Genomic DNA, 19,827 nt, shown 5'->3' with positions numbered 1-19,827 from the left:
ATGCACTACCTACTCCACGCCGGCCTGCTGCTGGCCGCCTGCTACCTTTACTACTACCTGGCCCTGCGACGGGAAACCTTCTTCCGGCTGAACCGCTGGCTGTTGCTCGGCGGACTGGCGGCCAGTTTCCTGCTGCCCCTCGTAACGGTTCCGGCGAGCCTGAGTCTCCGCTCCGCCCCGACCGCCGGGGTGACACCCGCTCCGATGACTACGTCCTGGCCGACCGTCACCGCGCCAAATGACCTGGCCAGCTACTGGGCACCGGCGGGCACGGCTACTTACGCGCCGGACCCGGCACCCGCGTCCGCGCCCCCTTCAGCCCCGCTAGACCGCGGAAAGCTGTTGCTCGGGCTCTACTGGCTGGGGGTTGTGGTATTCGGGATGCAGTTTTTGTACCAACTGCTGAGCGTAGGTCGGGTACTGCGCCGGCCGCCAACCTACCGGCTGGGCGGTGTGGAGGTGCTCGAAACGACGCAGTGCGCGGCCCCTTATTCCTTCTGGAACCGCGTGGTGCTGAACCCCGAAAAATACGACGCAGCCACCCGCGACCGCATCCTCGAGCACGAATGCGTGCACGTGCGGGGGCGGCACTCCCTGGACCTCCTCCTGGCCCAGCTGGCGGTGGTAGTGCAGTGGTGGAACCCCTGCGCCTGGGCGTACCGGCGGGCCGTGGAAAATAACCTGGAATACCTGACCGACGATGAAGTCCTGCGCCGCGGCGACGACCCCGTCGGCTACCAACTCAGCCTGCTGCAGGTGGCCGCGCCCCGCCACGACCCCCGCTTGGTAGCCGGCTATAACCGCCATTTTCTGGAACAACGCATTCAAATGATGAAAAGCAAGAAATCTTCTCCCCGCGCCGGCTGGAAAGGCCTGGCCCTGCCCCTCCTTTTACTGCTCTCGTTGACCTCCCTCAACGCGGTAGCCCAGGAAGCGCCCGCCCCCACCGAACGGCCGGCACCGGCGCCCCCGGCTCCGCCCGCGCCTCCAGCTCCGCCGGCACCCCCCGCACCGCCAGCTCCACCCGCCCCCCCGGCCCCGCCCGCACCATCGGTAGGGGAGCTGGGCTACCGCTGGACGGCCTACGTGAGCGGGGGTGAGGTGTGCTTCACCCTGATAGAAGAGTCGGCGGGCGACGAAAATTACCACTCGACTAACAGCCGCTGCTTCTCCGCCGACCAACTCGGCGACTTGCCCCGGGGTACTACCGGCACCTTCAAAGCATCGCGGGAAGCCGGTACCCTGGAATTCACCGGCACCTTCGAGGGCGACCGGGGCAGGGGGACCTACACCTTCGTGCCCAACCCGGCCTTTGAAAGCGCCCTGGCCGACGCGGGCTACGGCGCCTATGCGGACCGGGAGTTGTTCCACTTCTTCCTGAGCGACCTGACCGCGGGATATCTGGACTACCTGAAACAGGAAAACTTCAGTCCGACCCGGGAGGAACTGCTGCAAATGGCCGTTTTCAACATCAATCAGGCGACCCTCAGCGAGGTGTTGGCTGACCTGAGCGCGGCCGGCTTCGAGCGCCCGCGGCTGGACCAGGTCATACAGCTGCGCATCTTCGGCATTGATCGCCAGTACGTGCGCAGCATGGCCGACGCCGGTTACGACGAACTGACCCTCGAAAACCTGATCCAGGCCCGGATTCACGACCTGGACCCCGCCCTGGTGGGACAGATGGGTGACCTGGGGTTCCGGGACCTGTCGTTCGACCAGTTGCTGCAGTTGTCGATCCACGGTATTGATGCGGACTACGTGCGGGAGATTCGGGGGCTGGGCTTTGCTGACCTGTCGATCGAGGACGTGGTCGGCGCCAGGATTCACGGGGTAAGCGCGGCTACCGCCCGGGAAATTCGCGCGGCGGGCCTGGAAGCCGACCGGTTGGAGGACCTGATGGCCTACCAGATCCACGGGGTGGACCCCGAGCAGATTGAAGAGCTGCGGAAGCTGGGCTACGCCGACCTTTCGGGGGAGGACCTGTTGGCCGCCAGCATTCACGGCATCACGCCCTCCTTCATCCGCTCGTATGAGGGGCTCGGGTACGGTACGATTCCCTTTGAAACCCTGCTGGCGCTGAAGATCCACAATGTCTCGGCTGACTATGTGCGTGAGCACCGGCAGGAGGGCGATGACCTACAGGACCTGATCCAGCACCGGATAATGGGTCACTCCCGCCGCTAGCACCGAACCCCGGGGCGCCCGGTCAACCTTTAGGGGGTAAGCCCGCCCCCGCCGCCATGCCCGATACCCCCACCCAAACCCAGCTGGAGTACCTCATCCACACCCTGCAGACGGCCTACGGTCGCCAGACGCGGTACAGCCGCAAGTCGGCCATCGACCAGCTGGTGGCCACCATCCTGAGCCAGCGCACCAACTACGCCGACGAAAAGGCTGCTTACGACAAGTTGCTGGAGACCTACGGCGACTGGGGCGGGGTCGCGGGTGCCCCGGTGGAGGGCATTGAGCAGTGCATCCAGACGAGCCGCTGGCCGGAGATCAAGGCCCCCCGCATCAAGGAAATCCTGATGCACATCCAGGATACCTACGGCGCGTTGAACCTGGACTTCCTCGCCGATATGCCGGTGGAGGAGGCCCAGTCTCTGCTGATGGAATTGCCGGGGGTGGGGTTCAAGACGGCCACCTTCGTGCTGTTGTTCTCCTTACGGAAGCCCGTCCTGCCCGTGGATACCCACGTGCACCGGGTGAGCACCCGCTTCGGGATCCTGCCAGCGAAGATCAGTCAGGCCAAGGCCCACGGTGCGCTCCTGGAGATCCTTCCCCGCGACGCCGATGAGCTCCTGAACTTTCACAAGCTGCTGTTTCGTCACGGGCAGCGGGTGTGCACCTACTCGCGGCCGCGGTGTGGGGAGTGCGTGGTGCGGGAGCGGTGCCGGTATTATTTGGGGCTGGGGTAGGGGTGGCAGACATCGGATGTTGGGAGGGTGTCACTTTGTCAGACATCGGATGTTGTGGAGGAGAAATTTGACGTGAAAGGAAGTAAATGTCTCAAATTTAAGAAAATGGGTGGTGTTGCCTTGGTGATCCCCAGCATTTTTGCGGAGTGACACAATGTCAGACATCCGATGTCTGACAGGTTGGCGCAAGGACAACATCCGATGTCTTCTACCCCTCCCGCGACAAAAACCGATCCCGGTCCAGCCACCGCGTCAGCAACCGCTCGTAGCGGGCGGGCAGCAGGCGGGTGATCTTGTCGACCCAGTAGGCGTCGCGGCCGATGAGCACCCGCGGATCCCGCCGCTCGATGCCCCGAATGATCTGCTGGGCGGCCTCGGCCGCGGTGGTGTGGGCCCGTTTGTCGAAGGTGCGGATAAACCGCTCCCGCTCCGCTGGGTCGTCGATCTCCACGTTGCGGTGGATATTAGTGGCGATGCCGCCGGGGTGTACGCAGCAGACGTGCATCCGGTCGCCCATCTCCACCCGCAGGGTTTCGGTGAAGCCGCGGACGCCAAACTTGCTCACGTTGTAGGGCCCCGTACCCGGGAAGGCGTACAGGCCGAAGACGCTGCTCACGTTGACCAGGCTGCTGTCCGACTGCTCGCGCAGGTAGGGCAGGAAGGCCAGCGAGCCGTAAATGACACCCCAGAGGTTGACCTTGAGGGTGCGCTCGTAGTCCTCCACCCGGCTGTAGATGACGGGCTGGGGGCGGACGCTGAAGCCGGCGTTGTTGACGACCACGTCCACCCGGCCCAGCTGATCCTTCACGGCGTTGGCGAAGTCCTGCACGGCCAGCCGTTCGCCCACGTCGAAAGTGCGCCGCAGCCCCCGCGCTAAATCGGGGAGGGCGGCCCAGGTTTCTTCCAATTCGGCTTCCTTGACGTCATTGAGGGCCAGCACAGCGCCGCAGCCGGCCAGCTGCAGGGCCATTTCCCGCCCGATACCGGAACCGGCGCCGGTGATCACCACCACTTTTCCCTGGAAATCTTTCATGGTGGTAAGGTAGTGGGTCAGAACCAGTGGCCCAGGTAAAAGTAGAGCCCGCCCCCCTGGGAGCCCTGGGCGTAGGTGAGCTCGACGGGGCCGAGGGGGGTGCTGAGTCCGTAGCCAATCACGCCGGCCGCGATCCAAGAATCGTCGACCGAGCTCGGCACGTCGTAGGGGTTGCCGATGTAGGCACCGCGTGCCCCCAGGTGGAAGTAGTGGTTGGAGAAGAGCCGCTGCCGCCAGAACACCTCGCACAGGAGGAGTCCGTTGCCGGAGGCCTGGCCGAAATCGAGGCTGGGGAAGGGCTTGAAGTTGTTGAGCAGCTGGCGGTTCACGCCCCCCAGATAGTAGCGGTAGGGCAGGGTGGAGCGGCTGAGGAAGGTGCCGGCGCTCGCCTCGATGCCCAGTGAGCTCTTGGTCGTGAGGGGCACCATGCCGAGGAAGTCCACGTCCAGGTTATAGGCCCAGCCCGGCGCCTGGTCGGACAGGTCGCGGATGGCGCGGGCCTCGGCGTCGATGGTGAAGCCCCGCAGCGGGAAGTGGGGGCGGTCGAGCTTGTCGTAGATGAAGTACAGCTTGGGTACCAGATAGAAGTTGTGGCCAAGGGAGAAGAGGCTGGAGGTATCGGCCGAGGCCAGTTGGTCGGATTCGGTGGCGTAGTACTTGATCTCGGTGGCCAGGCCGGTGAAGCTGTTCTTGGTCTGGCGTACGTCCCAGTAGGCCTCGGCGTTCCAGTCGCTGAAGCGGAAGTCGACCCGGTTAAGCACGATGCCCAGGTTCTCGTTCTCTACGTCCTCCACGTCAAAGCCAACGTCGGCGTAATCCAGCCGGCTGCGCAGTCCGAAGGCCGAGCCGTTGATGCGGTTCACGCGGTAATCGAAGCGGTAGCGCAGCCGGTTGCCCGCGATGAGGTCCAGGCTGGTGATGCTGTTGTCGATGAGCTGATCGTAGACCGTCAGGTTGAGCAGCAGGTTGGCCCGGTACACGGGGTCGTAGTGAAGGCCGAGGCGGAGTTGCTGGCCGAAGGCGGGTACCTGCTCGAAGACGAGCTCCAGGGCGATCTCGTCGCGGGAGCCCCCCAGGAGGTATTCCCAGCGGTAGTTGATGTTGGCGTAGCGGCCGGTGACGTGGAGGTCCACCAGGCCCTGCCGGAAGTCTTCCCAACTGATGCGGCCCGGCAGCTGGTCGTCGAAGTAGCTGAGTACCTGGCGGTCGGAAAGCTCGTCGTTGCCCGTGATGGTGACGCGGCCCACGTTCAGGTACTGGGGGACGCGGGCCGGGGTGGTGTCGCGGGTGCTTTTCTTGTTGCGTTGCAGGGCCGCCAGGGAATCCAGGGTGGGCTTCAGGTCGAGGGCGGCGCGGTAGCCGGCGTTGATCAGGGTGTCGATGTCGCTGAAGCTGAGTACGTTGAAGCCCTTAAGGTCGGGCTTGATGTCCAGGTCGGTTACCTCGTACTGCTCCAGGTTGCGCCGGTTGGCCTGGAAGAAGGCGATCTGCAGGATGAGGTCGGCCACGCTGCTGATCTCGCTCGCCTTCAGGGGGTCGGATTCTACGCTTACGCCCAGGACGTAGTCCATGCCCTTGGCCTTGATCTCCTCGGCGGGGTAGTTGTTCGACACGCCCCCGTCGGTGAGCAGGTGGCCGTCGAGCTCGTAAGGGCTCAGCACGCCGGGCAGGGCGGCGCTGGCGCGCATGGCCTCGGCCAGCATCCCCTTTTCCAGCACCACGGCGTCGCCGGTCTCGATGTCGGTGGCTACGGCCAGGTAGGGGATGGGGAGTTTGCTGAAATCGCGCACGTGGCCCACCTCGGCCGTCCAGTTGGCGAAGAGGTCGTGCACCCGCTGCCCGTCGGAGAGGGCCGTGGGCAGCTGGATGCTGAAGTCCTGCATGGAGATCGATAGCAGGTACTTTTCGTTGTTCAGCTTTTCGTAGATGGTGCGGTCTTCCCGCTCGACGGCGTCCTGCAGTTCAGCCATGATGTCGATGCTGCGCAGCAGTTCCTCCAGCTGGTCGGCGCTGTAGCCCGCGGCGTAGAGGCCGCCCACCACAGCTCCCATACTCGTGCCGCCGATGTAGTCGACCCGCACGCCGCTTTCCTCGATTACGCGCAGGGCCCCGATGTGGGCGTAGCCCTTTGCACCTCCACCGCTGAGGACAAGGCCAACCCTAGTATCTCCCTGGGCGCGGACGCAGGTGCCAAGAAAACAGCAAAGGAGCAGGGTCAGGTAGGTTCTCATGGGGAAGCTGGGGTGGACAAGTTAGGGTTGGTCCATGATTTTTTGGTTGGACGACTTAGTGGTCCATGGATTTTTGGTCGGACGACTTAGTGGTCCGACGACTTAATGGTCGGACCACTATAGTCGTCCGACCACTAAACGCGGGACCACCGTAATTTGCGCTCCCCACCATGAAGTACGGCTGCCTCTTCCTCCTGTTCCTCCTGTACGCGCTGCCCGCCGGTGGCACGCCCGCCCAGTGCCGCCCCCCCGCGGAGGCGGAGGGTTTCCATTTTCTGAATCCCCGGGTGGTGGACTTCAATTCCCAGCTGGCGCCTTTTTTCCTCCACTTCGGTGCCGTCTACCGGGAGGAGCTCGGCCAACCCGGCAACCAGCAGCGGGCGGACAACGTCGCGGAATGGCACGAACGCTTCTGCGACCAGGTGGACGCGGCGGACATTGAAGCCATCGTCTACGGCGATAACCTGAACCAGCTCGAAACCCTCCGCCGCCTGCTCGACGTCAAGGACGCGGACTCCGACGACCTGCCCCCGGCCCTGCAGCCCAACGCCTTTGCCCGCCACCTCCTGGATGACAACTGCCGGGAAGTAGTGGACTACCTCATCTACGCCAAGCGGGTAGAGCCCTTCGTAACCAGTCCCGCCAACGCCTTCCAGCGCCGCAACATTTCCCGCGCCGACATGGAAGCCCTGCTGGAAACCGGACTGCAGCGCTTCCCCCGCCTGGAGAGCCACTACGTCCGCCTCCGCTACGCCTACCAGCTCATCCGCCTGGCCCACTACCTGGGAGAACACGCCTACGTACTCGAGCTTTACGACTACCTGATGCCCAAGGTGGACGCCGACCCCAGCCTCCTCAACGACTGGATCGAGGGCCACCGGGCCGGAGCCCTGCAGGCGCTGGGCGATTACCCCCAGTCCGCCTACCTCTTCAGTCGCATTTTCGAGCGCAGCCCCTCCAAGCGGGAAAGTGCTTACCACAGCTTCCGCATCCAGACCGACGAGCAGTGGAAGCAGGCCCTGCTCCTCTGCCAGAACGACCATGAGCGCGCCATGCTGCACGTGCTGCGGGCCCACAACGGGCGGGCCGTGGTGCTGGAAGAGATGCGCCACATCTACGGCTACGAACCCGGCAACGAAGCCCTGGTATTGCTGGCCATGCGTGAACTGCAGGAGCTGGAACGGGAACTGCTCGGCGGGAACCTGCGCGACGGCGGACCCAGTCGGGGAGCCACGGACCGGGTGGTCGCCATGCAAACCTTCGTCAACCGGATAGTGGAGGAGGGAAAGACCGACCACTCCGAATTCTGGCAGTTCGCGCGGGGGGTACTCGAGTTGCTGGCGGGCGACTACTTCTACGCCGAACGGACCCTGAGCAGCCTTGCCGGCGCCACCGACAGCGACAGCCTCCGACAGCAGATCGGCATTCTCCACCACGTAATCGACGTACTCCAGCTGAGCCGGGTGACCGACTCCGTGGAGCTGCGCTACTACAATCTGCTGACCGACGCCGACATCCGTCAGCGGTACCCCGACTTCCGCGAGTTGGTCCACCGCAAGCTAGAGGCCGTCTACCGGCAGTCGGGACAGCAGGCCAAGGCCAACCTGCTGCGGTACGGTTTCGGCGCGATTGCCAAAAATCCGGGTATCGAATCCCTGCTCACCCTGGAGCGGCTGGCCGACAGCCTCAACCGCTTCGACCGGGCCCTCTTCGCCGACCGGATGGGCAGTGCCCCCCGGGTCGACATCCAGAACCTGATCGGCAACCACTACCTGCAACGCGGACAGTGGAAGGCCGCCTTGGAGATCTACCGCCGCATTCCCACCGAAAGCCTCGAGGCCTACGGCCGCTTCGCCCCCTTCGAGCGGCAGCTGCGCGACCGCGTCCACTATAACCCGCCAGCCGACGCCGCCACCTACAACAAGGTGCAGCTGCTGCAGCGGCTCGATGAACTGGAGGAGGAGGCCGACCGCAGCACCAACGATACCCTTGCGGCCCGCAACTACTTCAACATCGGACTGGCGCTCTATAACCTGTCGTACTTCAGCTACAACTGGGCCTTCGCCGACGTATTCCGCTCCGGCAGCAGCGCCGCCCGGGCCGCTGCGGCCCGCACCCCCACCAGTGTGTTTTCCCACGTCAACGCCCCCCTGGGCAACCTGGAGCACTTCAGCATGGACCAGCCCCTCTACTATTTCGAGCGGGCCCTGCGGCGGGCGCCGGACCGGGAAGCCGCCGCCCTGGCCGCCTACTACGCCGCCAAGGCGGAGCGCAACCAGCATTACGCCCTGGGCCGGCCCGGGGGGGAGCGGCCCTTCACCTACTTCAGCATCCTGAGGGACGACTACGCCGATACCGAATTCTACGACGAACTGATCGCGGAGTGCCGTACGTTCGCCTGGTACGTGGGCCGCTGACGGACAGCTTTCCGTCAAGAATGGGCCGGGCTGCCCCGATCCGCGCCGGTTCACTCATCTTTCTTCCCCTTCAGTCGTTGATAGCAATCCGGATCTCCTCGCCGGCATTTCCTTTGCAGACTTCCCCCTCCACGAACTCATCCAACCGCTCTATGCTCTCCCGCCCCCGCCGCAACCGTTCTTCCGCCGCCGTCCGCAACCTGGTGCGGGAAACGGAGCTCACCGCCGGCCACCTCGTGCAGCCCATCTTTCTGATGCCCGAGGCGAAGGCCCGGCTGCCCATCGCCAGCCTGCCCGGCAGCTACCGCCTGGGCATCGATGAGGTGCTGCGGGAAATCGAGCAGTGCACCGCGGTGGGGCTGAACAGCTTCATGATGTTCCCGGCGGTGCCCGAGGAGCACAAGGACAAAACCGGCACCTACGCCACCGCCGAGCAGAACTTCTACCTCCACGCCGCCCGCGCCATCAAGGACCGCTTCCCGGAGGTCTGCCTGATCTCCGACGCGGCCCTGGACCCCTACAGCAGTGACGGCCACGACGGGGTGGTGATCGACGGCAAAATCCACAACGACGAAAGCCTGAAACTGCTCGACGCCATGGCCGTTGCCCAGGCCCAGTCGGGCTTCGACATTATCGGGCCCAGCGATATGATGGATGGCCGCGTCGGCAGCATCCGGCGGGCGCTCGACCAGGAGGGCCTCACCGATACCGCCATCATGTCGTACACGGCCAAGTACGCCAGTGCGTTCTACGGCCCCTTCCGCGACGCCCTCGACAGCGCGCCCCGGCAGCTGGCCGACGTGCCCGCCGACAAGAAGACCTACCAGATGGACCCCGCCAACGCCCGTGAGGCCCTGCGGGAAGGGGCCCTCGACGCCGCCGAAGGCGCCGACTACCTGATGGTGAAGCCCGCCCTCAATTACCTCGACATCATCTGGCGGCTCCACGAAGCCCACCCCCTGCCCATCGCCGCCTACCACGTGAGCGGAGAGTGCGCCATGCTGCTGGCCGCGGCCGACAAGGGCTGGCTGAACTACGAGCAGGCCGCCACCGAGGCACTCACCTGCATCCGCCGGGCCGGGGCCGACGTGATCATCAGCTATTTTGCCAAGGACTTCGCGCGGTGGAATGCCTGATAAGGTCGAGCTCCAGGTCGAGCCCCTGCGGGGCGAGTTATCAAAGAGTATGCGCAGCAGGTATGGACCACTTGGCCTAAAAGGCCTCGACCTGAGACGAGGTCGAGCCCTTGCAGGGCGAGTTATCAGGAAATATGCGCGGCAAGTAAAGAGCACTCGGCCTACAAGGCCTCGACCTGAGACGAGGTCGAGCCCTTGCAGGGCGAGTTATCAGGAAGTATGCGCGACAAGTAAAAACCACTCGGCCTACAAGGCCTCGGCCTGATGCAAGGTCGAGCCCTTGCAGGGCGAGTTACCAAAGAGTATGCGCGGCAGGTATGGACCACTCGGCCCAAAAGGCCTCGACCTGAGGTAAGGCCTCGGCCTACTCCAGGGCCTCCAGTATCTCATCCAGGTCGTCGAAGCTCTTATATCCTACCTTTTCTTCGCTGCTGCCGCGCAGGGCCAGGCCGTAGTTGGCGGTGGCGGTGGCCTCCGCCTGGGAGGCGGACAGGTCGAGGTGGAGGAAGACTTCGCCGTCGCCGATCAGGGCGGACAGTTCGGAGAGGGGGAAGGGGGAGCCATTCACCAGATCGGAGTAGGTGATGCCACCGTCGGTGAAGTCGAGAATGAGGGCACCGGATGTTTCTGCCATGCGTTCTTGCAGGTCGTCGAGGGAATGGTAGCCGGCTACCGGGAGGCGGGTCAGCACCGTGATGCCGGCTGCGGTAAACCCGGTGGCAGGGCTGCCGTAGTCGATAAGCACGTGGGAGATGCCGCCGTCGCTAAGGGCTTCGGCGGAGTATTCGGCACCCGCGTCCGCGCCCAGTTCGGCTACGCAAACGGGGCCTTCCACCCATTCGCGGATGGCCAGGAAGTAGTCGGTGGAAAGGCCGGCCGGGCCGAGGGGGAAGCAGAGGTAGCGGGCATCCCAGGCCGCGAAGTAGCGGGCGTCGGTGAGGTGGGTGATGCCGAAAGCGAGGAGGGGAGTGGAAACCATAAGCGGGACTAGGGGGTGCCGGCAACGACTACCACGATCTCGCCCTTCACCTTGGGGCGGGCGGCGTAGTCGGCGCGGAGTTCGGAAAGGGGGGCGGTGGTGATTTCTTCGAAGCGCTTGGAGATCTCGCGGGCCACGCAGGCCTGGCGGTCGGGTCCGCAGTGCTCCTCGAGCTGCCCCAGCAGCTTGGCGATGCGGTGGGGGCTTTCGTAGAGGACGAAGGTGTTGGGCAGTTCGGCCAGGTAGAGCAGGCGGGTTTGCCGGCCCTTCTTCTTGGGCAGGAAGCCCTCGAAGTGGAAGCGGTCGCAGGGGATGCCGCTGGCGGCGAGCGCGGGTACAAAGGCCACCGGGCCGGGCAGGCAACTCACTTGGATACCGGCTTCGCGGCAGGCCCTTACCAACAAAAAGCCCGGATCGCTGATGCCGGGGGTGCCGGCGTCAGTGATCAGGGCGTAGGTGGAACCGTTCTTGAGTTCGGTGACGAGCTGTTCTACCAGCGCGTGCTCATTGTGGGCGTGATAGGCCCGCAGGGGCGTCTCGATGCCGTAGTGCTGCAGCAGCGGGCGCGAGGTGCGGGTATCTTCGGCGAGGATCAGGTCGACCTCACCCAGCAGCCGCTGGGCGCGGGCAGTGATGTCTTCCCGGTTGCCGATGGGGGTAGGTATGAGGTATAGCACGGGCGCAAAGGTCGCTGCGCCGGCCGGTTACAGCAAATCTTCCTCGTCCATTACGTGGCGGACGCTGCGGCGCACCATCTCTACGGTAGCGCCGTAGGCCATGTGGCTGCCGAGTTGTCCGGCCTGCAGGCTCAGGGGCTCCTTCAGGGGGCTGGGGGCCAGGCCGAGGGCGGGCAGGGCGATCTTGTGGGCGGCGGTCCAGAGGGCGGCGCCGAAGGGAATTCCGGCGGGGGCCTGGGCGGCGGGGGCGGCTTCCACGATGACGCCGTAGATACCGCCTACGAGGGCGCCGAAGGCCAGGTTGATGGCCTGCTGGGCGTTCTCCTCCTGGTTGCGGTTCAGGTTGGTGTTGGTCATTTCCTCACCACCCTCCACGATCTGCAGGCGGGCGTCGTGCTCCTCTTCGGGCTGGGCGGTGGGCAGGCTACGGTCCACCAGCATTTTGATGCCGGTGCCGACGAGTCCGCCGATCATGCCAGCCAGGAAGCCCCGTACGTAGTCGGGCTCGCCGGAGGTACGGCTGAAGTAGGGTTTCGCGGCTCCCAGGGTGCCGGCGGCGTAGCCTTCGGCGCTTTTCAGGCTACTCTCGGCCTGGTGGTAGGTACTGGAAGCAAACTTTTCAATGGGCGTGAGGTCGATGTCCCGAACGGATTCGAGCACTTTGTTTACGAATGACATAGTGTTGTTTTCCTGTTCCAACGGAAGCTTGGGCCGGGGAGTTCGATAGAATTCTCCGGGCGTTCGGGGGCCAGCCTTGGTTTCGGGGCGGTAGCCCGGCGCTGAGGGGTGATCAGTCCTTGTCCTTGCCGAACAGCCGCTTGATCCACGATTGCTTGCGCTCCTGCCGGCGCTCCTCGCGGCGGTCGTCCTTGAGGAGTTCCTCGGCGATGCGGGCCGCGTATTCGGTGGCGGACTCGTTGCTGCGCTGCCGCTTGTCTTCCACCTTTTCGCGGATCACTTCGGGGTCGAACTGCTCCAGGGCCCGGGCAATTTCCTCGCTCAGGTTGAGGTCGGCGAAGATGGGCATCTCCTCCAGGTAGTCGGGGCAGTCCAGTTCGGCCAGCGTCATCTCGTCGAGCTCCGGGAAGGAGCCTCCGTGGTAGGCTTTCAGCTGAGGGCTCCGCTGCACCTTCCGCAGGAAAGTCCCCCAGATGGGCAGGGCCGTAGCGGTGGCCGATCCGCGGCTGAGGGTGCGGAAGTGGACGGCGGGGTATTCGGCGCCCACCCAGCTGCCGATGACCAGTTTGGGGGTGAAACCGAGGAACCAGCCGTCCGACTGGTTCTGGGTGGTGCCGGTCTTGCCGGCCAGGGCCCCCTGGATGCCGTAGGTAGACCGCAGGCGAGCGCCGGTGCCACTGTTCACTACGCCGGCCATGAGGTAGGTGGCGATCTGGGCGACCCGCTCGTCGAGCACCGGCTGGGATTCCCGGGGGCGCTCGAAGGAGACGAGCACCTTGCCGTTGGCGTCCTCGATGCGGTCCAGATAGTGCAGCCGCTCCGGGCGGCGGCCCTGGTTGGCGAAGGCGCTGTAGACCAGGTTCATCTCGGCCAGGCTGGCCTCCACCGTGCCCAGGGCGATGCTGGGGATGGGCTGTACCTCGTGCGCTACGCCCATGCGGTTGATCTGCTGGGCCAGGGAGGGAAGCCCGCTGCGGACCGCCAGGCTTACGGCAACGGTGTTGACGGATTTGGCCAGGCCACCCCGCATGGAGTAGGCCCCGGTATACTCGTTGTTGGGGTTGCCGGGGCTGTAGTCGTTATAGTCAACGTAGGTGGCCTGCTCAGCGGAGGTGTACTCACACGGCAGCACGCCCTGGGCCAGGGCCGTGGCGTAGACTACGGGCTTGATGGTGGAACCGACCTGCCGCCGGCTGCTGACGTGGTCGAACTGGACGGAGCGGTAATCCACCCCACCCACCCAGGCGCGGACCACGCCGGTGGCCGGGTCGGTGGCCAGCAGCCCGGCGTTCAGCAGGGTGAAGTAGTGGCGGAGGCTGTCCACCGGCCGCATCAGGGTATCCACCGGGGCACCCTGCCGCCAGTCGTAGACGGTCATGTGGCGGGGCTTGCGCATCTCCTCGAGGATCTGGACTTCACTCATCCCTTCCGCTTTCAGCTGGGTGTAGCGGTCGCTGCGGCGCAGGGCGGAGGTGAAGGCTTCTTCCCAGGGGGCCTGTTGCCGCGATTTCCAGTCGTCGGCGAGGTTTTGCTGGATGCGTGGCAGCTGTTCGCGGACGCTCTCCTCGGCCATCCGCTGCAGCCGTGAATCGATGGAGACGAAGATGCGGAGCCCGTCGCGATCGGGATCGTAGGGCCGTCCGTCGGGGTGTTGGAGGTCGGCCAGGGCCGACTGTACATCGGCGCGCAGCCGCTGGCGGAAGTGGGCCGCCGACCCCACGCGGTCGTTGTCGCGGGTGTAGCGCAGCTCCAGGGGCAGGGCTGCCGCCCGTTGGGCTTCTTCCTCGGTGATCGAGCCGTTCCTGGCCATGAGCGAGAGGACGACGTTGCGGCGGCCCACGCTCTTTTCGGGGTGGGCGCGGGGGCTATAGGTGGTGTTCGCCTTCAGCAGTCCCACCAGGATGGCGGCCTCCTGGAGGTTAAGTTCCGAGGCGTGCTTGTTGAAGAAGCGGCCGGCGGCCACCTCGATGCCGTAGGCCTCCTCCCCGAAGGGTACGGTGTTGAGGTAGAGGTTCAGCAGCTCCTGTTTGGAGTAGACGTCCTCGAGTCGGCTGGCGATGATCATCTCGCGCAGCTTCACCTTCAGCATGCCCAGGCGGTCGTATTGCTGACGGGGATAAAGCTGTTTGGCGAGCTGCTGGCTGATGGTGCTGCCCCCGCCGCCGCTGCGGTCGCCCATCAGGACGGTGCGGACGGCCACCCGTACCAGGGCGCGCAGGTCGATGCCCTGGTGCTCGAAGAAGCGGGCGTCCTCCGTAGCGATCAGGGCCTGGGTGACGTAGGGGCTGATCGCGTCGAGGGGCACGCTCACCCGGTTGATGGTGTAGTACTTGCCGAGGAGGGCCCCGTCTTCAGCGAAGATCGAGGAGGCGTCGTCGGTTTCGATCTGGGCCAGTTCCCCGCGGGTGGGCAGGTGGCCGTAGCCACCGGTGAGGATGCCGAGGACCAGAAAGATGAAGAGCACGAAGCCGAGGGCCAGGGGCACGCCGGCACCGAGCAGGATGAGTTTACGCAAGGGTTGGGAGCGGAGGTAGTGCACGGCGTCCCGGCCCCAGCGGGCGGCGGTATCCGTAAGCTTTTCGCGAGGCGATTGTGGCATAAGTTGGTTTCAACGGCGGTAGTCAGGTAAACAGGCCCGCGCCCCGGAGCGCTGTCCGTGGGGCGGGGTTTTAACAAAGCTTAACCCGGTACCAACGCTGAAGGCGGGCAAAAACGTGCCGCCGGTCGGGCTTATTGTGGATTACTGCACCTGAAATAGGGCATTGGCAAAGAGAAACTTCCCGTTCTCCCAGAACGCCCGGTACAGGGGGTTGTCGACCAGGTAAATCACCTGTCCGCGCCCGAGTGGTTCCACGCCGAAGTTGAGGGTCTCCTGGATCTTTTCGTAGGCCTGGTTGCCCACGAAGCCGGACACCCGCGGCTCCTGGCGTACGCGGCCAACCGTCCAGCCGTTTTCCAGGTAATCGTAGGCGTCGTCGCTGGTCTTCAGGGAAGCGTAGGCGTCGCCGATGCCAAAGCTGAGCGGATGGGTATCGTCCATCTCCACCGTTACGATGGCGCCGGGAATGAAGCCTTCGATGAAGCGGCGCTCCTGCTCGGCGTAGGGCTGGAGGCGCTTTTCGCGGCGGGCCTCGGCGGAGAGGGTGTCTTCCGCGGCTTCCTTGCGCTTCAGGCCGAAGCCGGCCGCGCCCGCCAGGCTGCCGTTGGCCTCCCCGATGGCGATGAGCTTGCCGCCGCCGCGGACCCAGCCGGCCATGGCCTCCTTCTCGGCGTCGGTGAGGTTGAGCCGCCCTTCGGGCAGCACCAGGATGTCGTAATCGCCTTCAAAGATCTCCATCACGTCCTCCCGGTGGAAGATGCTCAGGGGGTAATCGAGGTCCTGCTCAAAGTAGTACCACACCTGGCCGAACTCGTTGGAGTAGACTCCCTCACCCGACAGGGTAGCCACCTTAGGCTTGCCGATGAGGGCGTAGTTGCTGCCGCCGAGGTCACCCCCCACGGAGGTGCTGAAGCCGGTTTCCAGTACCTCGAGCGCCGCCTCCTGCTCCCGGGCGATCCGCCGCAGGGTAGCGGCAAAGTCGGGGTGGGCGCGGTTGTCGCCGCGGTTGATGACCAGGGTGCCGGCCGGGTAGCTGGTGTTGCCGAAGGTGAAATCCATCTCCGAGGCTCTCACCTGGATGCCGGCCTTCAGCAGGGCGGCGAGGAAGCGGGCGCTGCTCATCCCCTCCCAGGGCAGGGCGAAGGCGTAGGTGGCGGCCACGTCCACTCCGGCCAGGGGGTCCTGGTAGGCGGGGCGGGCGTAGGGCTCGGTGGCCACGTTCAGGCGGTTGGTGGTGGCGAATGTCTCCAGTCCGTAGGCCAGGGGTACCGACCAGGCGGTGATGTCGTAGGTCACCGAATCCTCCACGAAGGCGGTGGGGTCGAAGAGGACCTGGGTGAGGACCGAGCGGGGCTGGTAGGCCGAAACCACCAGGTCGCCGGGCTGCACCTTGAATTTGCCATCTTCACCGGAGCTGTAGCGGTAGCCGTCGAAGTTACGCTCCGCCGTGGCCCGGCTGTACCGGATGCCGTTGCGGTCGAGCAGCTGGGTGAGGGCGCTCAGCTTGCCGGCGGGGTTGTCGGCGCTGACCACGTAGGTTTTGTAGGGGCCCTGGGGGTTGTCGGCGGCACCGGAGAAGTAGTCTGCGAACTGCCGGGTGAGGCGGTCGGCCTCGCGGGCGGCGATCTCCACCGTGCTCAGGGCGGTGGTGCGGTGGTGGGCCACCCGGTCGTAGAGGGTAAGGGTGTCGCCGGTGGGCAGCTCGATGGCCCGTCCGCCGCGGCTGCCGCCGCCCTGCTCGTAGGTCATGCCGATGGCACCGTTGAAGGTGGGGTAGGTATCGCCGTAGCTGGGGTAGAGGAGGTCGAAGCGCTCCCGGGTGAAGTACAGCCAGCCGTTTTCGTCGAAGTAGCGGGCGTGGTTCTGCCCGATCTCGGTCTGGAAGTCACCCTGCCAGTCGGTGATGTACTCGTGGAAGGGGCGGGCCGCCGGTGCGAAGTAGTAGGGGGAGGTGTAGCCCTGCTCGTGGAGGTCGGCGTGGATGTGGGGCATCCACTGCTGGTACTGCACGATGCGGTGGCGGCTTTCCTTCTGCGTTTGCCAGGCCCAGTCCCGGTTCAGGTCGAAGAGGTAGTGGTTGGTGCGCCCGCCGGGCCAGGGCTCCTGGTGCTCGCGGCTGGCGTAGTCGACGTCGAGGTGCTTGCTGGCTACCTGCCGGAACCAGTTCGTGTAGCGGTTGTAGCCGTCGGGGTTCTCACTGGGGTCGAGGAGGACGACCACGTTCTTCAGCCATTCGGTGCTGCGGGCGTTGTTCGGGTCGGCCAGGTCGTAGAGCACGCCCATGCTGGCTTCCGATCCGGTGGCCTCGTTGCCGTGGACGCTGAACGACAGCCAAACGATGGCGATATCGTCCAGGGCGGGGTCGGTATCGCCGGGCAGCAATCCGGCGCGGCGCAGGTTGTTTTCGCGGATGGCCTCGATGCGGGCCAGGTTTTCCGGCGTGCTCACCGTGGCGAGCAGCAGGGGGCGGTCTTCATTGGTGGTGCCATACTGCTGCAGGGTCACGCGGGGGCTCTCCTCGGCTACGAGTTGGTAATAGTCGACCAGCATCCAGTGGGGGGTGAAGGTCTCGCCGAGCGCGTGTGGCAGAAATTCGTCGGGCGAGGTAATCTGGGCGCGGAGCGCGGGTGCCAGGAACAGCAGGAAAAGGAGCAATCGCATCGGGCAGGGGTATGTAGGTGCCAAAGGTAAGCGAGTGTCCGGACACTCCCAGGTCCTCCGCTGCGCTGGGGACACTGTGAGGTCCAACAGTTGCCCGGTTAGGACCTCGGAATGTTCCCGCACGCAGTGCCCGAACTTCCGAGTGTCCGGCCACTACAGGCTCCAGGCCCGCCCCCCCACGCTGCTCAGGGGGATGTCGCCGTTGTATTCGCCGGGGACGGGGTCGTAGTTCAGCACCTGGGTGCCTATTTCCTCGCTGCTGAGGTAGCCCCACAGCGCCATCGACTTCAGGGAGCGGTAGAAGCCAATGGGGGGCTGCTCTCCGACGGCCGTGCCCCAGACGGCGGGTTGGTAGCGGGGCGATTTTTCCGCCTCGCTGAACAGCTGTCCGCGCTGGTCGGCCTCCAGTTCGTGGAACACCTTACCGAAGCGGGTGCGGGCGTTGGTATCGAATTCGAGGATGCCCGTCTGCATGGGCGTCGGCTTGCCTTCCTCCCGGCGGGCGGTGGCGGCCATCACCTTGTCGATGAAGCGGTCGACGCCGACGTCGAGTCCACCGGGGGTATCCGTGGTCGGCAGCAGGGTGTCTACGTAGGAGGTGATGAAGCGGGCTTCCTCCTCGCTGAAGAAGGCCGGGGTCCAGTCCAGTCCGGCTTCCCGGCTGCAGCCCTGGATCAGGCCCAGGACGGCGGGGGCTGCCCCGATCGCTAGTGGGGCGCCCCCCGCCAGCCAGCTGATGCGGCGTAGTACTTCTCGGCGGTTCAGCATCAGATGTTTTGTTTGTTGAGTTCGGAAACGGCGTGGTCGGCGGCGCGGGCCGTCAGGGCCATGTAGGTCAGGGAAGGGTTCACGCAGGAAGAGGAGGTCATACAGGCCCCGTCGGTGACGAAGACGTTGGCCGCCCCGTGTACCTGGTTGAAACCGTTCAGGACGGAGGTTTTGGGGTCGCGTCCCATGCGGGCGGTGCCCATCTCGTGGATGCCGTAGCCCATCTCGTGGTTGTTGTTGAAGCCCATGACGTCCTTCAGGCCGGCGCGCTCGAGCATTTCCACGGCGTCTTCCTCGGCCTGCTGGTTCAGGGCGTGTTCGTTGGGGCCCCACTCGGCGTCGATGCTCAGGGTGGGTTGCCCCCATTTGTCGAGGACGTCGGGGTTCAGCATCACCTTGTTGCTGTGCTGGGGCAGGCTTTCCGAGAATCCGGTGATGAAGAACTCCCACGGTCCGGGCTGGACCAGCTTGTCCTTGAAGTCCGCCCCGTACTCCGGCAGGTTGGCCGCCGCGCGGGAGCCACCGCGGCCCGCGCCGCCCTGGTAGCCGAATCCGCGGACGAACTTGTCGGACTTGCTCGCCGCGTCGATGTTCCAGTAGCGGGGGATGTAGATTCCGTTCGGCCGCCGCCCCTTGTAGTAGCGGTCGTCGAAGCCTTCCACGGTGCCCATGGCCCCCACCCGGTAGGTGTGGTCCATCAGGTTGTGGCCCAGTTCGCCGCTGTCGTTGCCGAGGCCGTTCTCGAAGCGGCTTGATTTGGAGTTCAGCATGATCTGGGTGGTCGACAGCGCCGAAGCGTTCAGGAAGATCACCCGGGCCTTGTAGTCGATCACTTCGCTGGTTTCCGCGTCGATCACCCGCACGCCGGTGGCCTTGCCCTTGACGTCGTCGTAGATGACCTCCTGCACGATGGAGAAGGGGCGGATGGTCAGCTTGCCGGTGGCGTTGGCCGCGGGCAGGGTGGTGGAGTTGGAGCTGAAGTAGGCGCCGTAGGGGCAGCCGCGGCTGCAACGGTTGCGGTACTGGCACTGCCCGCGGCCGTTGTGGGGCACCGTGAGGTGGGCCACCCGCCCGATGATCATGTTGCGGCCGGGGTGGTTCTTTTCGATGCGTTCCCGCACCGCCTTTTCCACCACGTTCATTTCCATGGGCGGGAGGAAGTGGCTGTCGGGCAGCTGCTTCAGTCCGAGGGGCGCGCCGCTGATACCGGCGAACTTCTCCACGTAGGTGTACCAGGGCTCGAGGTCGCGGTATCGGATGGGCCAGTCCACCCCGTGGCCGTCCCGGGCGTTGGCCTCGAAGTCGAGGTCGCTCCAGCGGTAGGTCTGCTTACCCCACAGCAGGGAGCGGCCGCCCATCTGGTGGGCGCGCACCCAGAGGAAGGGCTTCACTTCCGTGTAGGGGTTCTCCCGGTCGTTGGCGTGGAAGTGCTCGATGTCCTTGCCGACGAAGCCGGAGCGGATGCTCTTGTAATGCTTGTCCTGCTCCTGGAGGGTGAGGCCGCCGCGGAGCTCCATGTCCCAGGGGTCCAGGTTCATGGTGGGGTAGTCCTCGACGTGCTTGACGATGCGTCCCCGTTCCAGGACGAGCGTCTTGAGCCCCTTTTCGGTCAGCTCCTTCGCCGCCCAGCCTCCGGAAATGCCGGAACCCACGACAATGGCGTCGTAGGTGAGCGCCTTGTCGGCGTCAATATTGTAATTGGCCATGCTTCAGTGTATACGCGGATTGTA

At 65.1% G+C, this 19,827-nt stretch carries 13 protein-coding genes; 4 read left to right on the top strand and 9 right to left on the bottom strand.

Features of this window, described 5'->3' with window-relative positions:
- Both CGL56_RS12220 and CGL56_RS12215 read left to right on the top strand, forming a co-directional pair.
- A complete protein-coding gene (locus CGL56_RS12220) occupies window positions 1-2,184 on the top strand; it encodes a M56 family metallopeptidase (protein WP_099106835.1) in 2,184 nt (727 codons plus the stop codon).
- Window positions 2,185-2,240: 56 nt separating this feature from the next.
- A complete protein-coding gene (locus tag CGL56_RS12215; RefSeq protein ID WP_099106834.1) occupies window positions 2,241-2,918 on the top strand; it encodes an endonuclease III domain-containing protein in 678 nt (225 codons plus the stop codon).
- Between the two features lie 208 nt (window positions 2,919-3,126).
- Here the strand turns inward: CGL56_RS12215 and CGL56_RS12210 are convergent, their stop codons facing one another.
- Complete coding sequence (locus tag CGL56_RS12210) at window positions 3,127-3,951, bottom strand: SDR family NAD(P)-dependent oxidoreductase (protein ID WP_099106833.1); 825 nt, start codon at window positions 3,949-3,951, stop codon at window positions 3,127-3,129.
- Between the two features lie 17 nt (window positions 3,952-3,968).
- Complete coding sequence (locus CGL56_RS12205) at window positions 3,969-6,182, bottom strand: patatin-like phospholipase family protein (RefSeq protein ID WP_099106832.1); 2,214 nt, start codon at window positions 6,180-6,182, stop codon at window positions 3,969-3,971.
- A gap of 170 nt (window positions 6,183-6,352) precedes the next feature.
- On the opposite strand from CGL56_RS12205, the gene CGL56_RS12200 reads away from it, so the two are divergent.
- Both CGL56_RS12200 and hemB read left to right on the top strand, forming a co-directional pair.
- Window positions 6,353-8,599, top strand: a complete 2,247-nt coding sequence (locus tag CGL56_RS12200; RefSeq protein ID WP_099106831.1) for a hypothetical protein — start codon at window positions 6,353-6,355, stop codon at window positions 8,597-8,599.
- 152 nt (window positions 8,600-8,751) lie between these two features.
- Complete coding sequence (hemB, locus tag CGL56_RS12195; protein ID WP_099106830.1) at window positions 8,752-9,735, top strand: porphobilinogen synthase; 984 nt, start codon at window positions 8,752-8,754, stop codon at window positions 9,733-9,735.
- A gap of 364 nt (window positions 9,736-10,099) precedes the next feature.
- Here hemB and CGL56_RS12190 read toward each other — a convergent pair whose 3' ends face one another.
- The 7 genes from CGL56_RS12190 to CGL56_RS12160 form a co-directional block, all read right to left on the bottom strand.
- A complete protein-coding gene (locus CGL56_RS12190) occupies window positions 10,100-10,714 on the bottom strand; it encodes a hypothetical protein (RefSeq protein WP_099106829.1) in 615 nt (204 codons plus the stop codon).
- Window positions 10,715-10,722: 8 nt separating this feature from the next.
- Window positions 10,723-11,391, bottom strand: a complete 669-nt coding sequence (gene rsmI / locus CGL56_RS12185) for a 16S rRNA (cytidine(1402)-2'-O)-methyltransferase (protein ID WP_099106828.1) — start codon at window positions 11,389-11,391, stop codon at window positions 10,723-10,725.
- A 27-nt stretch (window positions 11,392-11,418) separates the two neighbouring features.
- Window positions 11,419-12,069, bottom strand: coding sequence for a DUF1440 domain-containing protein (locus CGL56_RS12180; protein ID WP_143470705.1), 651 nt, complete (start codon window positions 12,067-12,069; stop codon window positions 11,419-11,421).
- A 112-nt stretch (window positions 12,070-12,181) separates the two neighbouring features.
- The gene (locus CGL56_RS12175; RefSeq protein WP_099106826.1) at window positions 12,182-14,668 is read right to left on the bottom strand and encodes a transglycosylase domain-containing protein; all 2,487 of its coding nucleotides are present in this window, start codon (window positions 14,666-14,668) and stop codon (window positions 12,182-12,184) included.
- A gap of 141 nt (window positions 14,669-14,809) precedes the next feature.
- Entirely contained in the window at window positions 14,810-17,329 is a 2,520-nt protein-coding gene (locus CGL56_RS12170) for a M14 family metallopeptidase (RefSeq protein WP_099106825.1), read from the bottom strand.
- Between the two features lie 153 nt (window positions 17,330-17,482).
- Window positions 17,483-18,097, bottom strand: a complete 615-nt coding sequence (locus CGL56_RS12165; RefSeq protein ID WP_245184255.1) for a gluconate 2-dehydrogenase subunit 3 family protein — start codon at window positions 18,095-18,097, stop codon at window positions 17,483-17,485.
- The gene (locus tag CGL56_RS12160) at window positions 18,097-19,803 is read right to left on the bottom strand and encodes a GMC oxidoreductase (protein ID WP_099106824.1); all 1,707 of its coding nucleotides are present in this window, start codon (window positions 19,801-19,803) and stop codon (window positions 18,097-18,099) included. Before CGL56_RS12160 ends, CGL56_RS12165 begins: the two co-directional genes overlap by 1 nt.
- Window positions 19,804-19,827 lie beyond the last annotated feature (24 nt).

It is taken from the genome of Neolewinella marina, from assembly GCF_002631205.1.
Classification (GTDB): domain Bacteria; phylum Bacteroidota; class Bacteroidia; order Chitinophagales; family Saprospiraceae; genus Neolewinella; species Neolewinella marina.
Note: the sequence above shows the minus strand (reverse complement) of the source record. Positions and strands in the feature narration are given on the sequence as shown.

Coding starts and splice junctions, on each gene's coding strand:
- CGL56_RS12220 (WP_099106835.1), top strand. CDS start 1: ATGCACTACCTACTCCACGCCGGCCTGCTGCTGGCCGCCTGCTACCTT.
- CGL56_RS12215 (WP_099106834.1), top strand. CDS start 2,241: ATGCCCGATACCCCCACCCAAACCCAGCTGGAGTACCTCATCCACACC.
- CGL56_RS12210 (WP_099106833.1), bottom strand. CDS start 3,951: ATGAAAGATTTCCAGGGAAAAGTGGTGGTGATCACCGGCGCCGGTTCC.
- CGL56_RS12205 (WP_099106832.1), bottom strand. CDS start 6,182: ATGAGAACCTACCTGACCCTGCTCCTTTGCTGTTTTCTTGGCACCTGC.
- CGL56_RS12200 (WP_099106831.1), top strand. CDS start 6,353: ATGAAGTACGGCTGCCTCTTCCTCCTGTTCCTCCTGTACGCGCTGCCC.
- hemB (WP_099106830.1), top strand. CDS start 8,752: ATGCTCTCCCGCCCCCGCCGCAACCGTTCTTCCGCCGCCGTCCGCAAC.
- CGL56_RS12190 (WP_099106829.1), bottom strand. CDS start 10,714: ATGGTTTCCACTCCCCTCCTCGCTTTCGGCATCACCCACCTCACCGAC.
- CGL56_RS12180 (WP_143470705.1), bottom strand. CDS start 12,069: ATGTCATTCGTAAACAAAGTGCTCGAATCCGTTCGGGACATCGACCTC.
- CGL56_RS12175 (WP_099106826.1), bottom strand. CDS start 14,668: ATGCCACAATCGCCTCGCGAAAAGCTTACGGATACCGCCGCCCGCTGG.
- CGL56_RS12170 (WP_099106825.1), bottom strand. CDS start 17,329: ATGCGATTGCTCCTTTTCCTGCTGTTCCTGGCACCCGCGCTCCGCGCC.
- CGL56_RS12165 (WP_245184255.1), bottom strand. CDS start 18,097: ATGCTGAACCGCCGAGAAGTACTACGCCGCATCAGCTGGCTGGCGGGG.
- CGL56_RS12160 (WP_099106824.1), bottom strand. CDS start 19,803: ATGGCCAATTACAATATTGACGCCGACAAGGCGCTCACCTACGACGCC.